The sequence below is a fragment of the Kosakonia sp. ML.JS2a genome, assembly GCF_025642095.1.
Lineage (GTDB): Bacteria > Pseudomonadota > Gammaproteobacteria > Enterobacterales > Enterobacteriaceae.
The window spans coordinates 1,395,501-1,409,370 of sequence record NZ_CP106754.1 but is presented as its reverse complement, the minus strand read 5'-3'; the positions used below and the strand labels follow the sequence as shown (position 1 = coordinate 1,409,370).

The 13,870-nt window shown below is 54.3% G+C and carries 11 protein-coding genes; 5 read left to right on the top strand and 6 right to left on the bottom strand.

The window, feature by feature from the left end; all coding sequences use genetic code 11:
• Window positions 1-32: 32 nt before the first annotated feature.
• From purM to ppx, 4 genes are all read left to right on the top strand, one after another.
• Window positions 33-1,070: a phosphoribosylformylglycinamidine cyclo-ligase gene (gene purM / locus N7922_RS06860; protein ID WP_263099828.1), complete on the top strand. Its 1,038-nt coding sequence runs from the start codon at window positions 33-35 to the stop codon at window positions 1,068-1,070.
• A complete protein-coding gene (gene purN / locus N7922_RS06855; RefSeq protein WP_263099827.1) occupies window positions 1,067-1,708 on the top strand; it encodes a phosphoribosylglycinamide formyltransferase in 642 nt (213 codons plus the stop codon). Before purM ends, purN begins: the two co-directional genes overlap by 4 nt.
• A gap of 265 nt (window positions 1,709-1,973) precedes the next feature.
• The gene (ppk1, locus tag N7922_RS06850) at window positions 1,974-4,034 is read left to right on the top strand and encodes a polyphosphate kinase 1 (RefSeq protein WP_263099826.1); all 2,061 of its coding nucleotides are present in this window, start codon (window positions 1,974-1,976) and stop codon (window positions 4,032-4,034) included.
• A 3-nt stretch (window positions 4,035-4,037) separates the two neighbouring features.
• On the top strand, window positions 4,038-5,576 hold the full coding sequence (gene ppx / locus N7922_RS06845; RefSeq protein ID WP_263099825.1) for an exopolyphosphatase: 1,539 nt from the start codon (window positions 4,038-4,040) through the stop codon (window positions 5,574-5,576).
• A 17-nt stretch (window positions 5,577-5,593) separates the two neighbouring features.
• On the opposite strand, the gene N7922_RS06840 is transcribed toward ppx, so the two are convergent.
• Complete coding sequence (locus tag N7922_RS06840; protein WP_263099824.1) at window positions 5,594-7,822, bottom strand: sensor domain-containing phosphodiesterase; 2,229 nt, start codon at window positions 7,820-7,822, stop codon at window positions 5,594-5,596.
• Between the two features lie 346 nt (window positions 7,823-8,168).
• Between N7922_RS06840 and N7922_RS06835 the strand changes: the two genes are divergently transcribed.
• Entirely contained in the window at window positions 8,169-8,360 is a 192-nt protein-coding gene (locus N7922_RS06835) for a YfgG family protein (RefSeq protein ID WP_263099823.1), read from the top strand.
• A gap of 102 nt (window positions 8,361-8,462) precedes the next feature.
• Here the strand turns inward: N7922_RS06835 and N7922_RS06830 are convergent, their stop codons facing one another.
• The 5 genes from N7922_RS06830 to N7922_RS06810 all read right to left on the bottom strand — a co-directional run bounded on the left by N7922_RS06830 (window position 8,463) and on the right by N7922_RS06810 (window position 13,870).
• Entirely contained in the window at window positions 8,463-11,516 is a 3,054-nt protein-coding gene (locus N7922_RS06830) for an NACHT domain-containing protein (RefSeq protein ID WP_263099822.1), read from the bottom strand.
• Window positions 11,517-11,777: 261 nt separating this feature from the next.
• Complete coding sequence (locus tag N7922_RS06825) at window positions 11,778-12,152, bottom strand: hypothetical protein (protein ID WP_263099821.1); 375 nt, start codon at window positions 12,150-12,152, stop codon at window positions 11,778-11,780.
• A 28-nt stretch (window positions 12,153-12,180) separates the two neighbouring features.
• The gene (locus tag N7922_RS06820) at window positions 12,181-12,678 is read right to left on the bottom strand and encodes a hypothetical protein (RefSeq protein WP_263099820.1); all 498 of its coding nucleotides are present in this window, start codon (window positions 12,676-12,678) and stop codon (window positions 12,181-12,183) included.
• A 24-nt stretch (window positions 12,679-12,702) separates the two neighbouring features.
• Entirely contained in the window at window positions 12,703-13,188 is a 486-nt protein-coding gene (locus N7922_RS06815) for a TlpA family protein disulfide reductase (protein WP_263099819.1), read from the bottom strand.
• The gene (locus N7922_RS06810; RefSeq protein ID WP_263099818.1) at window positions 13,175-13,870 is read right to left on the bottom strand and encodes an ABC transporter ATP-binding protein; all 696 of its coding nucleotides are present in this window, start codon (window positions 13,868-13,870) and stop codon (window positions 13,175-13,177) included. The genes N7922_RS06815 and N7922_RS06810 overlap by 14 nt, the downstream gene beginning before the upstream one ends.

Sequence of the window (13,870 nt, the reverse complement as noted above, 5' to 3'; positions counted from 1 at the left end):
CTACCGCAAGTAAACGCGTGGGGACTGAAGCAGTGACCGATAAAACCTCTCTCAGCTACAAAGATGCCGGTGTTGATATCGACGCGGGCAATGCTCTGGTTGACCGAATCAAAGGCGTGGTGAAGAAAACCCGCCGTCCGGAAGTGATGGGCGGTCTGGGCGGCTTCGGCGCGCTGTGCGCTCTGCCGCAAAAATATCGTGAGCCAGTACTGGTTTCCGGCACTGACGGCGTGGGCACCAAGCTGCGTCTGGCGATGGATCTGAAACGTCACGACACCATTGGCATCGACCTGGTGGCGATGTGCGTGAACGACCTGGTGGTACAGGGCGCAGAGCCGTTGTTCTTCCTGGATTATTACGCGACCGGCAAGCTGGATGTCGATACGGCGGCCAGCGTGATCAACGGCATCGCTGAAGGTTGTCTGCAATCCGGTTGTGCACTGGTCGGCGGCGAAACGGCGGAAATGCCGGGCATGTATCACGGCGAAGATTATGACGTGGCCGGTTTCTGCGTCGGCGTGGTGGAAAAGTCAGAAATCATCGACGGTTCAAAAGTGACCGACGGTGATGTGCTGGTCGCGCTGGCCTCCAGCGGTCCGCACTCCAACGGTTACTCGCTGGTGCGCAAAGTGATCGAAGTGAGCGGTTGCGATCCGCAAACGACGCAGCTTGAAGGCAAACCGCTGGCCGATCACCTGCTGGAACCGACACGCATTTATGTGAAATCGGTGCTGGAGCTGATTGCAAACGTGGATGTACACGCCATTGCGCACCTGACCGGCGGCGGCTTCTGGGAGAACATCCCGCGCGTACTGCCAGACAACACCCAGGCGGTCATCGACGAGTCATCCTGGCAGTGGCCGGCGGTATTTAACTGGTTGCAGAGCGCGGGCAACGTCAGCCGTCATGAAATGTATCGCACCTTTAACTGCGGCGTCGGGATGGTGATTGCGCTGCCAGCGGCTGAAGCAGATAAAGCCATCGCATTACTGAATGCTAAAGGTGAAAACGCGTGGAAAATCGGTATCATCAACGCATCCGATTCCAGTGAGCGCGTGGTCATTGAATGAAAAATATCGTGGTGCTGATTTCCGGTAACGGAAGCAATTTGCAGGCAATTATTGATGCCTGCAAACAGAAGAAAATCAACGGCACCCTGCGGGCGGTATTCAGTAATAAGGCCGATGCGTTCGGCCTTGAACGTGCGCGGGAAGCAGCGATTCCCGCACATGCCCTCACTGCTGACCAGTTCGCCAGTCGCGATGCGTTCGATCGCGAACTGATGCTGGAAATCGACGCTTATGCGCCGGATCTGGTGGTACTGGCGGGTTATATGCGCATCCTCAGTCCGGCATTTGTCTCCCACTACGCCGGGCATCTGTTGAATATCCACCCTTCCCTACTGCCGAAATATCCCGGTCTGCACACGCACCGTCAGGTACTGGAAAACGGCGATGAAGAGCATGGCACCACCGTGCATTTTGTCACCGATGAGCTGGACGGCGGCCCGGTGATTTTGCAGGCAAAAGTGCCGGTGTTCGATGGTGATACAGAAGAGGAGATCACCGCGCGTGTTCAGGCGCAGGAACATGCCATTTACCCGCTGGTGGTGAGCTGGTTTGTCGACGGTCGCCTGAAGATGGAAAACAACGCCGCCTGGCTGGATGGTGTCTGCTTACCGCCGCAGGGCTATGCGGCTGACGAATAATTTCTCTGCTACATCACTTATGCCGGATGGCGTCTCCGTCTTATCCGGCTTGTTTATCCCTTCCCCGCTGTATTTTCATCACCTTAAGTCAGAAAAAAGAATACTGTCATACTTTTTTGGCACAGTTGGACATCTGGTGGCAAAGCTCGCCATAATAAGTTGTGTCATACGAAGGAACGCCAGCAACGTTCACCTGTAAGTCGGGACGCCGCGAGAGCGAGATGGACTTGCTGTGTCCCGAGATTGAACCGGAGTGTAAACAGGAATGGGTCAGGAAAAGTTATATCTCGAAAAAGAACTAAGCTGGTTGTGCTTCAATGAACGCGTTCTCCAGGAAGCCGCAGACAAGAGTAACCCGCTGATCGAGCGCATGCGTTTTTTGGGGATCTATTCCAATAACCTCGATGAATTCTATAAAGTGCGTTTTGCGGAACTGAAACGCCGGCTGATCATCAGTGAAGAACAAGGCCTTCCGACTAATTCGCGTCATCTGCTGGGGAAAATTCAGTCCCGCGTACTGAAAGCCGACCAGGAGTTCGACAGCCTGTACAACGATCTGCTGCTGGAAATGGCGCGTAATCAGATCTTCCTGATCAACGAACGCCAGCTTTCGCAAAACCAGCAGAGCTGGCTGCGTAACTACTTTAAACAGTACCTGCGCCAGCACATCACCCCGACGCTGATCAACCGCGAAACCAATCTGGTGCGCTTCCTGAAGGATGATTACACCTATCTGGCGGTGGAGATCATTCGTGGCGACAATATTCGTTATGCGTTGCTGGAGATCCCGTCGGACAAGGTTCCGCGCTTTGTTAACCTGCCGCCGGAAACGCCGCGCCGTCGTAAGCCGATGATCCTGCTGGATAACATCCTGCGCTACTGCCTGGATGATATTTTCAAAGGCTTCTTTGATTACGACACACTCAATGCCTACTCGATGAAGATGACCCGTGACGCCGAATACGATCTGGTGCACGAGATGGAATCGAGCCTGATGGAGCTGATGTCCTCCAGCCTGAAGCAGCGACTGACTGCGGAACCGGTGCGCTTTGTTTATCAGCGCGACATGCCGGATGCGATGGTGGAAATGCTGCGTGAGAAACTGACCATCTCCCGCTATGACTCGATTATCCCCGGCGGGCGTTACCACAACTTTAAAGACTTTATTGGCTTCCCGAACGTTGGCAAATCCAACCTGGTCAATAAACCGCTGCCGCGCCTGCGTCATCTCTGGTTCGATAAATTCCGTAACGGTTTTGATGCCATTCGCGAACGCGATGTGCTGCTCTACTACCCGTATCACACGTTTGAGCACGTGCTGGAGCTGCTGCGTCAGGCGTCGTTCGACCCGAGCGTGCTGGCGATAAAAATCAATATCTACCGCGTGGCGAAAGACTCGCGCATTATTGACTCCATGATCCACGCCGCCCATAACGGCAAGAAAGTGACGGTGGTGGTGGAGCTGCAAGCGCGTTTTGATGAAGAGGCGAACATCCACTGGGCCAAACGCCTGACCGAAGCGGGTGTGCAGGTTATCTTCTCAGCGCCGGGCTTAAAAATTCACGCCAAACTGTTCCTGATCTCCCGTATGGAAGGGGAAGAGGTGGTGCGTTATGCCCACATCGGCACCGGGAACTTTAACGAAAAAACCGCGCGTCTTTATACCGACTATTCGCTGATCACCGCCGATGCACGCATTACCAATGAAGTACGCCGGGTGTTTAACTTTATTGAAAACCCGTATCGCCCGGTTAACTTCGAGTATCTGCTGGTCTCGCCGCAGAACTCTCGTCGCCTGTTGTATGACATGATCGATACCGAGATTGCCAACGCACAAGCGGGCAAACCATCGGGGATTACGCTGAAGCTGAATAACCTGGTGGACAAAGGACTGGTAGACAGGCTGTATGCCGCCTCCAGTTCCGGTGTGCCGGTGAACCTGCTGGTGCGCGGAATGTGTTCGCTGATCCCGGATCTCGAAGGCATCAGCGAAAATATTCGCGTGATCAGCATTGTTGACCGTTATCTTGAGCACGATCGCATCTATATTTTTGAGAACGGCGGCGATAAGCAAGTCTATCTTTCTTCCGCTGACTGGATGACGCGTAACATCGATTACCGTATTGAAGTGGCGGCGCCGCTGCTCGATCCGCGCCTTAAACAGCGCGTTCTGGATATCATCGATTTGCTTTTAGGTGATACCGTGAAAGCCAGGTATATCGATAAAGAACTGAGTAATCGCTATGTGCCGCGCGGCAACCGCCGCAAAGTACGCGCACAACTGGCGATTTACGACTATATCAAATCACTCGAACAGCCCGACTAATCTATGCCGATACAAGAAAAGACACCACGACCGGAAGAGTTTGCTGCGGTCGATTTGGGTTCCAACAGTTTCCACATGGTGATAGCGCGTGTGGTGGACGGCGCCATGCAGATCATTGGTCGCCTTAAGCAACGCGTTCATCTGGCGGATGGACTGGACAGCAATAACATGCTGAGTGAAGAGGCCATCGAGCGCGGGCTGGCCTGCCTGTCGCTTTTTGCCGAACGCTTGCAGGGTTTCGATCCCTCGAGCGTTTGCATCGTCGGCACGCACACTCTGCGCCAAGCGTTGAACGCCACCGATTTTCTCAAACGCGCCGAGAAAGTGATCCCCTACCCGATTGAGATCATTTCGGGCAATGAAGAAGCCCGTTTGATTTTTATGGGCGTAGAGCACACGCAGCCGGAAAAAGGCCGCAAGCTGGTGCTCGATATCGGCGGCGGCTCGACGGAACTGGTGATCGGTGAAGATTTCGAACCCAAACTGGTTGAAAGCCGCCGGATGGGCTGTGTCAGTTTCGCGCAAATGTATTTCCCCGGCGGCGGTATTAACGGCGAAAACTTCCGCCGCGCGCGCATGGCGGCCACGCAAAAGCTGGAATCGCTGGCGTGGCAGTTCCGTATTCAGGGCTGGAATGTGGCGCTTGGCGCATCCGGCAGCATTAAAGCCGCCCATGAAGTGCTGCTGGCCTCCGGCGAGAAAGATGGCATTATCACCCCGGAACGCCTGGAAAAACTGGTCGCTGAAGTGCTGAAGTATAAAAACTTCGCCGAACTCAGCCTGCCTGGGCTTTCCGAAGAGCGCAAAGCGGTGTTTGTGCCGGGCCTGGCGATTCTGTGCGGCGTATTCGATGCGCTGGCTATCCGCGAGCTGCGCCTGTCCGATGGTGCGCTGCGTGAAGGCGTGCTGTATGAGATGGAAGGCCGTTTCCGCCACCAGGACATTCGCAGCCGTACGGCACAGAGCCTTGCCAGCCAGTACAATATTGACCGCGAACAGGCGCGTCGCGTGCTGGAAACCACGACCCTGATGTACGATCAGTGGCAGGCGCAAAACCCGAAGCTCGCCAACCCGCAACTGGCAGCGCTGCTGAAGTGGGCGGCGATGCTGCACGAGGTGGGGCTGAACATTAACCACAGCGGCATGCACCGCCATTCCGCGTACATTCTGCAAAACAGCGATTTGCCGGGCTTTAACCAGGAGCAGCAACTGATGATGGCGACACTGGTTCGCTGCCATCGTAAAGGGATCAAGCTCGACGAGTTGCCGCGGTTTACGCTGTTTAAGAAGAAGCAGTATTTGCCGCTGGTGCAGATTTTACGTCTGGGCGTGTTGCTGAATAACCAGCGCCAGGCGACCACTACACCGCCGACGCTGCACCTGAAAACCGATGACAATCACTGGACGCTCAGTTTCCCGTATGACTGGTTCAGCCAGAATGCACTGGTGCTGCTCGATCTGGAAAAAGAGCAGGAATACTGGGAAGCCGTAACCGGCTGGCGGTTGAAAATCGAAGAAGAGCAGTCTGACGTGGCGGCCTGATCCGCCACGCAGCATGATTAAACCTGCGCTGGCGGCGCAATAAGCTGTTCGAGCGGCGCAGGTTTACCAATCACATACCCTTGCAAGTAATCGATCCCCAGCGCAATGGCCGCGCTGCGTATCTCTTCGCTTTCGACATATTCCGCCACGACGTGCATTTTCTTCATCCGCGCTAGCGTGCAAATGGATGACACAATCTGGTAGTCCAGGCTGTTAGAGACAATATTGCGGATAAAACTGCCGTCGATTTTCAGGATATCGGCATTCACCGTTTTCAGCCGCGCATAACTGCCATAACCGGTGCCAAAATCATCAATCGCCACCCGGCAGCCCATCAACTGTAAGTGCACCAGCGTCTGGTTCGCCTGCATGATGCTGCTCAACGTATTGCTTTCGGTGACTTCAAAAATCAGTTGCCAGGCTTCAATACTGTATTTGCGCAGTAAACGGCGGACTTCCTGACTGAACGGTTTGCGGCACACTGACGCCGGGGAAAGGTTGATGGCGAAACGCTGCGCAGGCAGGCGCTCGCGGTTTTGCGCCATAAAGTGCAATACATGCTCAATAACCCACAGATCAATGCGCGACGACAAACCAAACTCATACGCCACCGGCAAAAACACATCCGGACTGATACTCTCGCCCCCCTCCTCGCCGAGCCGCAGCAGGATCTCGTAGTAATCGTCACCGCGCACGCCGTGGATCCGCTGCGCCATGAGCACAAACTGGTTCTGCTCCAGCGCCAGTTGCAGGCGATTCATCATGTCCACTTTCAGCCGGAGGCTGCGTTGCAGGTTCGTTGCACCACGGTTTTGCAGATTTTCCGGATGGTTGGTCGCCAGCGACAAATCCGCAATGGTGCTCATTTCACCCAGCAACAGAGACAGGTGCTTCACCGGTGAGCGCACATAGCAGTAGCTCAGCCCGACCTGCGGTTGTAGCGGCATCTCATCCCAGACAAAGCGGAACGCTTTGATACGCGCATCCAGCTCCTCAATGCGCGTCTGATGCGACTGTGTGTTCAGACGGATCACCAGATCGTGGCCGGAGAGCTGGTAGACGCACTCCTCCGCCATCAATAGAGGCTGTAGCCAGTTTGCCATCCGCTGTTTGTACTGAATGCGTAACATCACGCCATAGTTGCGCCCTAACAGTTCAAGCTCCGGTATGCGTAAAAAACAGAGCACCGACCAGGGCGTTTCCGCCAGCGCGCGGTTAAGCGCCCGCAGGTTGGGCATATTCGTTACCGGATCGATAAACGCCAGGCGGCGGGCGCGGTCATTCACAGTACGCTGCCGGGTCGCCATCACCGCCATGGCGATAATGATGAACGAGAACACCAGGTAGCTTGAAGAGACAATAGCCAGTTGCAGATCGTATGAGGGAAACCGTGGCAGATAGCGATCAAAATAGTGAATGGAGACGATCAGTAATGGCGTCCAGACAAACGAGATAAAACGGTAGCCGTAACGCATTGCCCCCCACAGCATGACCGGTAACAGCAACGATAATGTGTAGTTGGTACTAAAAATAGAGCTGTGGATGTTGAGCGGCATCAGCAGTAAAAAGACGATCCCGGCAACAATAAGGGACCATACCAGCACCTCCACGCGCGTGACTTTTGGGTCGAACTCATGGCGCAACTGCGAGAACCAGGTGATGACATAACGCGGATGGCGAATAATGCGGATCACCAGATAGCTGAAGGGGACGCCGGTGAGCAACCCGACCAGTAACCCCTGATAATTAATCAGCATGGGCACATTGAGCGCCAGAGCATTCGTCTCACTGAGCGGTTTATCGTACAGGTTCAGCCAGACGCCCACTTCAAGAATGATCAGATAAAGGGTGGCCGGGCACAGCGCCTGCCAGAAGATGCGCTGGGAAACCAGCAACGATGTGCCGTACGACACGCGATGCCGCCGGGTAACGAAAACGCGATAACCGCCCCAGCTCAGTATCACCGGAACCAGTAAACGCATGCTTTGCAGAAACAGGACTAACGGCTCGAGATCGCCGTAACGTAAAACGAGCGCCACCACAATACCGGGCAACGCCGCCCAACCGTAAAACATCATCAGGCTTATCAGCAGCGCCATCGGCAGATAGTAAAGAATGACATGCTGCCCGGAGACTAAAGCAAATGTATTAGCCAGACTAAATAATGGAAACAGTATAGAGGGGACGATGAGAGGCAGTGCCCACCACTGATCTTTCAGATGATTATATTTTTTTATCAATGTCATAGATGCTCAACGAAAAAACCTGATCCGGGTGGGCATTTCAGGCAGGCATCCAACCTGGCCATGCCGGGCAAGGGGTAAAAATGCCCGAAGAAGCCGAAAGTTTAGTGCTGAACAATAACTTATAATTGATATATATCAAGAAAATATCGGCAAGCCATTTTATTTCACAGCTTTTTTACTTTTATGCGTAAATTATATTCCGCACATAAATATTTAATTTATCTTATATAATTGTTGTTTATTTTTTATTCATGGCATTTTTGCGCCAGGCTGAATTGACCTTCCCCGGAGACTGTGCCTTAATGTCATTGTCGCCCGTTTATCGGGCTTTCCTAAAGGAACCATTGTGAGTCAGGCACCCAGTATGCGAAAACGACATCGATTTGACAGTCGCATGACCCGTATCGTACTTCTTATCAGCTTTCTCTTTTTCTTCGGCCGTTTCGTCTATTCCACTATTGGCGCCTGGTATCATCATCAGGATAAAATCCAGTCGCAACAAGTTAGCCAGACTATCGATCCCACCGCACAACGCTAAAATTTAACGCTCTTTTACGACACGCTTCACGCGTGGGTTTGCGCACATCTGAATAAAAGTAAACCGACCGTTATCTGAACCGGTCGGGCGTCTGTTCTGTTTTTATCTGTCCAGTTTTAACCAGCGCTCCTCCAGCCGCGCCAGCGCCGTCCAGGCGTCGCCAAGGCCGACAGCCAGACGGAATTCCGCAGGCCACTCCCCGGACGGAGAAACCCCGGCGGCTTCCAGTTTCTGCACATACTGTAAACGACCATAGTGGGATAAACAGGCTGAAAAGACGCGGGCGATCTCCGTGCGGGTAAGCGTTGGGGACAACGTTAACGACCGGAGCATGCGCCGATCCCGCAAGCACTCCCTTAACACCACAAACACCCTCACCGCCGCGGCAACGGCAAACCCGGCGCAAGTCAGGAGGATAATGCCGACAAACACCTTCGTCGCCAGCGGACGCCTGGTGACATAGTCGATCAGCGTAAACATGCCCCATACCATCAATGCCGACACGGCCAGAATAGACAGGTTCGAGAGCCATTTCCGCAGATTAAGCAGATCCTTGATATTGCGGCGAACAAACTGGCAGATATTCACCCAGTCCAGCAAAAGCAGGCCGGAAACGACAATCAGCGCGGCAGTCCACCAGCGATACGCACCACCGAACCAACCATAAACGGCAAAAGGTGCGATCGTATGGGCCATCACCCCGGAGAACAGCCCAATAATGCTCATAAACGCCAGAATGAGACACCCCAGCATCCTGAACAACACCACGCTACAGGCGAAAAAGCCGGATTCGGTTAACGACGATAAAGATCGCCTGGCGGGCTTATTCCCCTGATTGTTATCAGGTTTCTCTTTCTTTCCTGTTTTTGTCACGAAAAAAAGAGACGCGCTGGCTGCCGCCGCGTAAGACGCGCCGAAAGCCACAATAAACGGCATGACCACGCAAAGCAGTGCGCAACAGACCATCGAGACTTTCATGTTCCACAGGCGCAATTGCGCGACCCGGTAGACGCCACTTAGCGCATCCGACAGGGATAAACTCAGCAGGATATTTTTACGGCTCGCCCAGAAATGAACATCGGAGATGCTCATTACATATTTCTTAATCCCCTCTTCCAGCCCGGATTCCATTTTCGGCAAGTGACGGCAGGCCCGAAAGGCCGTTTCCCGCAGCCAGCCATCCGTCCCGACAATGGCGACAGCAAGGATCGGCGCAGCGCGCGATTCAGAGAGTATGCCGGTCGCTTCAAGGCAAATTTTCGCCAGAATAATGCTATCGCCGGTTTTGACGTGCTCCATAACAAAGTCGCTCAGCGCATCTTCAAACGGCAGGATCACCTCCCGCCGCGAGCCAAACGCATCAATTAAAAATCGCAGGCAGTGGATCGCCCTTAACCTCTGGCGCGGATCGGCAAAATGCTGCTGGATCTCGCTCCAGCAGAGATCCGCTAACCGTTGTGCTTCCGCCGGTTCGCACAACTGTGCATACAGCACCAGCGCATCGCGCCCACGCGAATCCGTTGGAATGTGCGAAGTCGGCACCTCTTCCGGCGTTTGCAACAGCCGGGCGGTGACGAAGTACTCCAGGAAGCGGCGATGCACAAATGCGAATGACTTCTCATCGCCGGAAGTGACTCTGGCAATTCTGGCATAGCGCAGCACCTCTAACACCGCGTCCACTTTGCCGGAGTTGAAGTGTTGACTGATCACCTTAACCGGCGCTTCAAGGCCGAATTTCGATGAGCGAAAGACAAACCAGGCGATATCGGTCGAGACCGCAATCACTTCCTGCGCTGTGATCCCCGCGTTGCTCAGGCGGTGATGGCAAAGCTGCAAGCGGCGATCGATATAGTTTTTGTAAATCTCCGCCTGGTTTGCCGGGAGTTGCTCTTTTACTGCAATCCACTCCCCCAGCAGCGCCATAATGAAGGGGTTACGCGCCAGCGGCATCAAATCCTGACGATGACTGAACAGTTCGTTTCTGACCTGCTCAGTAAACTGCGGGTAACGGCGTAATGCTTCTGAAATACCGGTCTCGGACAGCGGGCGGATCTCCAGCACTTTATCTGCCAGAAACGCCCGCGTCGGCTGCCTGAAAATCCGCGACGATAAAACACCGCGCGACGCAGGGTGCGTGGCCATAAACTTAGAGATAACGCTGGAAAGCGAGTTAATGACATCGGAATCTTCATTGGCGTCCAGAAGTTCGGCGATTTCATCAAACGAGTCGAAAATAAAAAATAAGCGCCCCGTACGCCAGAGATCCCGGAAGTACTTATCCATAAAATCTTTGGTGAACACGTCGCCGCGTTGGGAGACATTGTTGATGACAAACTCTTCCAGTTCGCGAACGGTGAACCCGGAGCGGTTGCCTGCCGCGGCGCTGGTCGGCACCCATTCGCGCAGGTTGACATAGACAGGTACGCGGTTGGTTTTTTTGACTTCCGCCAGCATGTCTTTAGCCAGTTTGCGTAGCGCCACGCTTTTCCCGGCACCAGGCACACCCAGAATCAGAAACGATTGTGACTTTCGGTCTTTGCGGATGGCATCTTGCAGGCGCATGATTTTTTTGCGCGATGCAACGCCGTTCGTTTTACGGATCTCCACTTCGGCCTGTAGCTCGGTATAGTATTCCGGGCTCCAGTTGCTGTCCTGGTCGACGGTGATCAAATCCCGCTCCAGCGCATTGCAAAACGCCTGCAATTTTTTGGGGAAGCTCTCTTCAGGAAAATCGTCTTTCAACGGTTTCGGGTGACCGCCGCTGACCGTTTTATCCCGCATGCAGTAGAAGACGCCGATCACCACCAGCCCCGCAAAGGTAATGACCCACGGCGAGGGCTGACTGATAAACTGAATACTCTTCAACCAGGCCGGGGCATTTTGCAGCACCGGCAAAGACCAGATGGTGGGCAGCAGCGTATTCAGCACGCTGGAGCCGCTACCAATAATGCCCATCCCCAGCACCACGGTCAGCGCGCGTATTTTGTTTGCGCCATACCCGGCGGGCATCAACAGCGGGCGGGCGATGAGCAGCATCACACAGATAAAAATGGCAAAGAACAGTGCGTTAAACCACGTTGAGTAATACCCAATCCCCGCCACGAACAGCAGTGCTAACGCAAGGAGAATTAAGACGAATTTCTGACTGCCTGACATGCGAGATTCCCTTCTTCCATTCCAACGACCGGCCTCTGGCGAAAGTGCACTATAGCGTCTTCACGCCGGGATGACAGCGCCGGGCTACCGGATTTGGTGGGATAACAGGGGAGAAATACGGCAAAAATTGAAGTCGACAAAAGCGGGTTATGTTTTCTAAAGCCGTTCAGCGAGATGATGGCCGGGAACACAACGCTGATACAGCACAGCCAGCACCGGTTGCCGCTAACAATGTCGTCGCGGGTCGCGCTGCATTTGCGTCTACAGCGATCGCTGCTTGATAGCTTCCTGCACGTACTGCTCAATCGCAATGTTATGCTCCTGAGCGATGCGGGAAATTAACGCCTGGAGAACCTCGGGCGAAGCGTGGAGCGTCTCTGCGATCAGTTTATCGAAGTCGCTCTGCGTAAAGCTGGCGCGCACGCTTGCGCGCTGGAGCAGTGTGTGAGCCACAATTTCAAGCACCGCGCGGCGGTAGTCGTCGGCGAGCAGGACATCCAGATCGCGTTGCTGAACATCGAAGGTGAAATCGAAGCTGACAAAGCCGGACTCCACAGGCAGCGAGTAAGTCAGCCGGTCACCTTCCTGCCAGACCTGCGGTTCATACCCGTCCCCCATTCGCCGTACTGACTGCATGGCACTCCCCCTTTTCCCGGCAAGCCGTTCAGGCGCGATTGCGACTGATCACCACTTCCTGCCGGATATTGCGGGCAGCATAGCGGGTGCCATCAATAAGGTAAATATCGCGTACGCTGTCGTCGCTATTGGGGCCATCCAGGCTTGAACTTTCAAGATCCAGCACCTCTTTCGGGACACGGTATTGCACGGCATCGTCGGTATCAAACAGCACATATTCCGTTTTACTGCACAAGGGAAGGTTGCTTTTAACATAGAGAATGTAATGCAGCGTACTGAGCGTCAGCCCGGTTTTTTGCGCAATCTCTTTCAGGCTGAAATTCTCCGCAGAGTCATACAGCGCCAGCACCCGCTCAAGGTGCTTCTCGTTATATTTCGGCACCCGGAGATGTAAATCGAGACGGTAGGCCATATTGCGCACCACCGTGATATTGGTCTTTAGCTTGTCGGCGATTTGGCGTGTTGTCAGTATCCCCGCGCTTTTACGCAGAAAACTCACCTTCTTATCTGTCCAGATAAATGCCATACACGCACTCCCTCATCGTCTGTTTTACTGACGGGCAAGTTGGGTAAATGTTTCCTGTAATTCCGGCAGATTACGTGCCCCCTGATGCAGGCTGAGCACCCTTCCCCGCTCATCAATCAACACCGAAGTTGGCGTACCAATCACCTGGTAACGCTCCTGGGTGATCTTCAGTTGATCGCGCAATACCGGATAGGTTATCTGGTGCTTCGCCAACAGCGCATTAATGTCCACGGAATCCGGATCGGTGTTAACCGCCACCACCACGATTTTATCGCCCCACTGCTGGCTCAGCGCCTGCAAGGAATCCATCTCGGCCAGGCAGCCGCCGCAGCTTGCTGACCAGAAATTGAGATACACCCGCTTACCCTTCCAGCTCTCGAGGCTGGCATCTTTGCCGTGCAAATCAAAGGCTGCCAGCGCAGGTGCGGGCGCGCCCTGCGCCAGTTTATCTTCTTTACAGCCGCCTAATAACACCACCAGCAGCAGTACCATCCCGTTAAGCCAACGCATGGTGTGTTCTCTCCTCGCCAAGATATTTCCCGTGCTGTAAGCGCACGATCCGATCGGCAAACTGACCGAGTGCCGGGTTGTGCGTCACCATCACAATCGTGCGCCCCTGGCGGTGTAAATCGGTTAACAAATCCAGTACCCGTTGCTCATTCTCTTCATCCAGATTACCGGTTGGTTCATCGGCAAAAATCACCGGCGGCTCATTCACCAGCGCACGGGCAATACACACTCGCTGCTGTTCACCGCCCGAAAGCTGGCTTGGCAGGTGGGTGATGCGATGCTCCAGCCCCACCTGCGCCAGTACGGCACGCGCGGCAGCTTCATCCACCACGCTGTGGTAGTGCTGCGCCAGCATGATGTTTTCCAGCGCGGTGAGAAACGGGATCAGGTGGAACTGCTGGAACACCAGGCCAATTTTCTCTGCACGAAAACGCCGACGCCCCTCTTCATCCAGTGCTGCGGCATCGGTACCGTCGAGGATCACCTGCCCTTCGGTGGCCGTGTCCAGGCAGGTCAGAATGTTCATCAGCGTTGTTTTACCGGAGCCGGATGCGCCCATGATCGCCACGAACTCACCGCGTTCGATGCGCAGATTGATATCGTCCAGCGCGGTGACGTCGCCGAACCGCTTGTACAGATGGCGGGTTTCGATAGCCATCTGCGGCATGTGCGTTACAGACAT

Bases quoted from the DNA above. Each gene is read 5' to 3' on its own strand.
- ppk1 (WP_263099826.1), top strand. From the start codon at position 1,974: ATGGGTCAGGAAAAGTTATATCTCGAAAAAGAACTAAGCTGGTTGTGC.
- N7922_RS06830 (WP_263099822.1), bottom strand. From the start codon at position 11,516: ATGTCAGGCAGTCAGAAATTCGTCTTAATTCTCCTTGCGTTAGCACTG.
- N7922_RS06840 (WP_263099824.1), bottom strand. From the start codon at position 7,822: ATGACATTGATAAAAAAATATAATCATCTGAAAGATCAGTGGTGGGCA.
- N7922_RS06815 (WP_263099819.1), bottom strand. From the start codon at position 13,188: ATGCGTTGGCTTAACGGGATGGTACTGCTGCTGGTGGTGTTATTAGGC.
- purN (WP_263099827.1), top strand. From the start codon at position 1,067: ATGAAAAATATCGTGGTGCTGATTTCCGGTAACGGAAGCAATTTGCAG.
- ppx (WP_263099825.1), top strand. From the start codon at position 4,038: ATGCCGATACAAGAAAAGACACCACGACCGGAAGAGTTTGCTGCGGTC.
- N7922_RS06825 (WP_263099821.1), bottom strand. From the start codon at position 12,152: ATGCAGTCAGTACGGCGAATGGGGGACGGGTATGAACCGCAGGTCTGG.
- N7922_RS06810 (WP_263099818.1), bottom strand. From the start codon at position 13,870: ATGTCTGTAACGCACATGCCGCAGATGGCTATCGAAACCCGCCATCTG.
- N7922_RS06820 (WP_263099820.1), bottom strand. From the start codon at position 12,678: ATGGCATTTATCTGGACAGATAAGAAGGTGAGTTTTCTGCGTAAAAGC.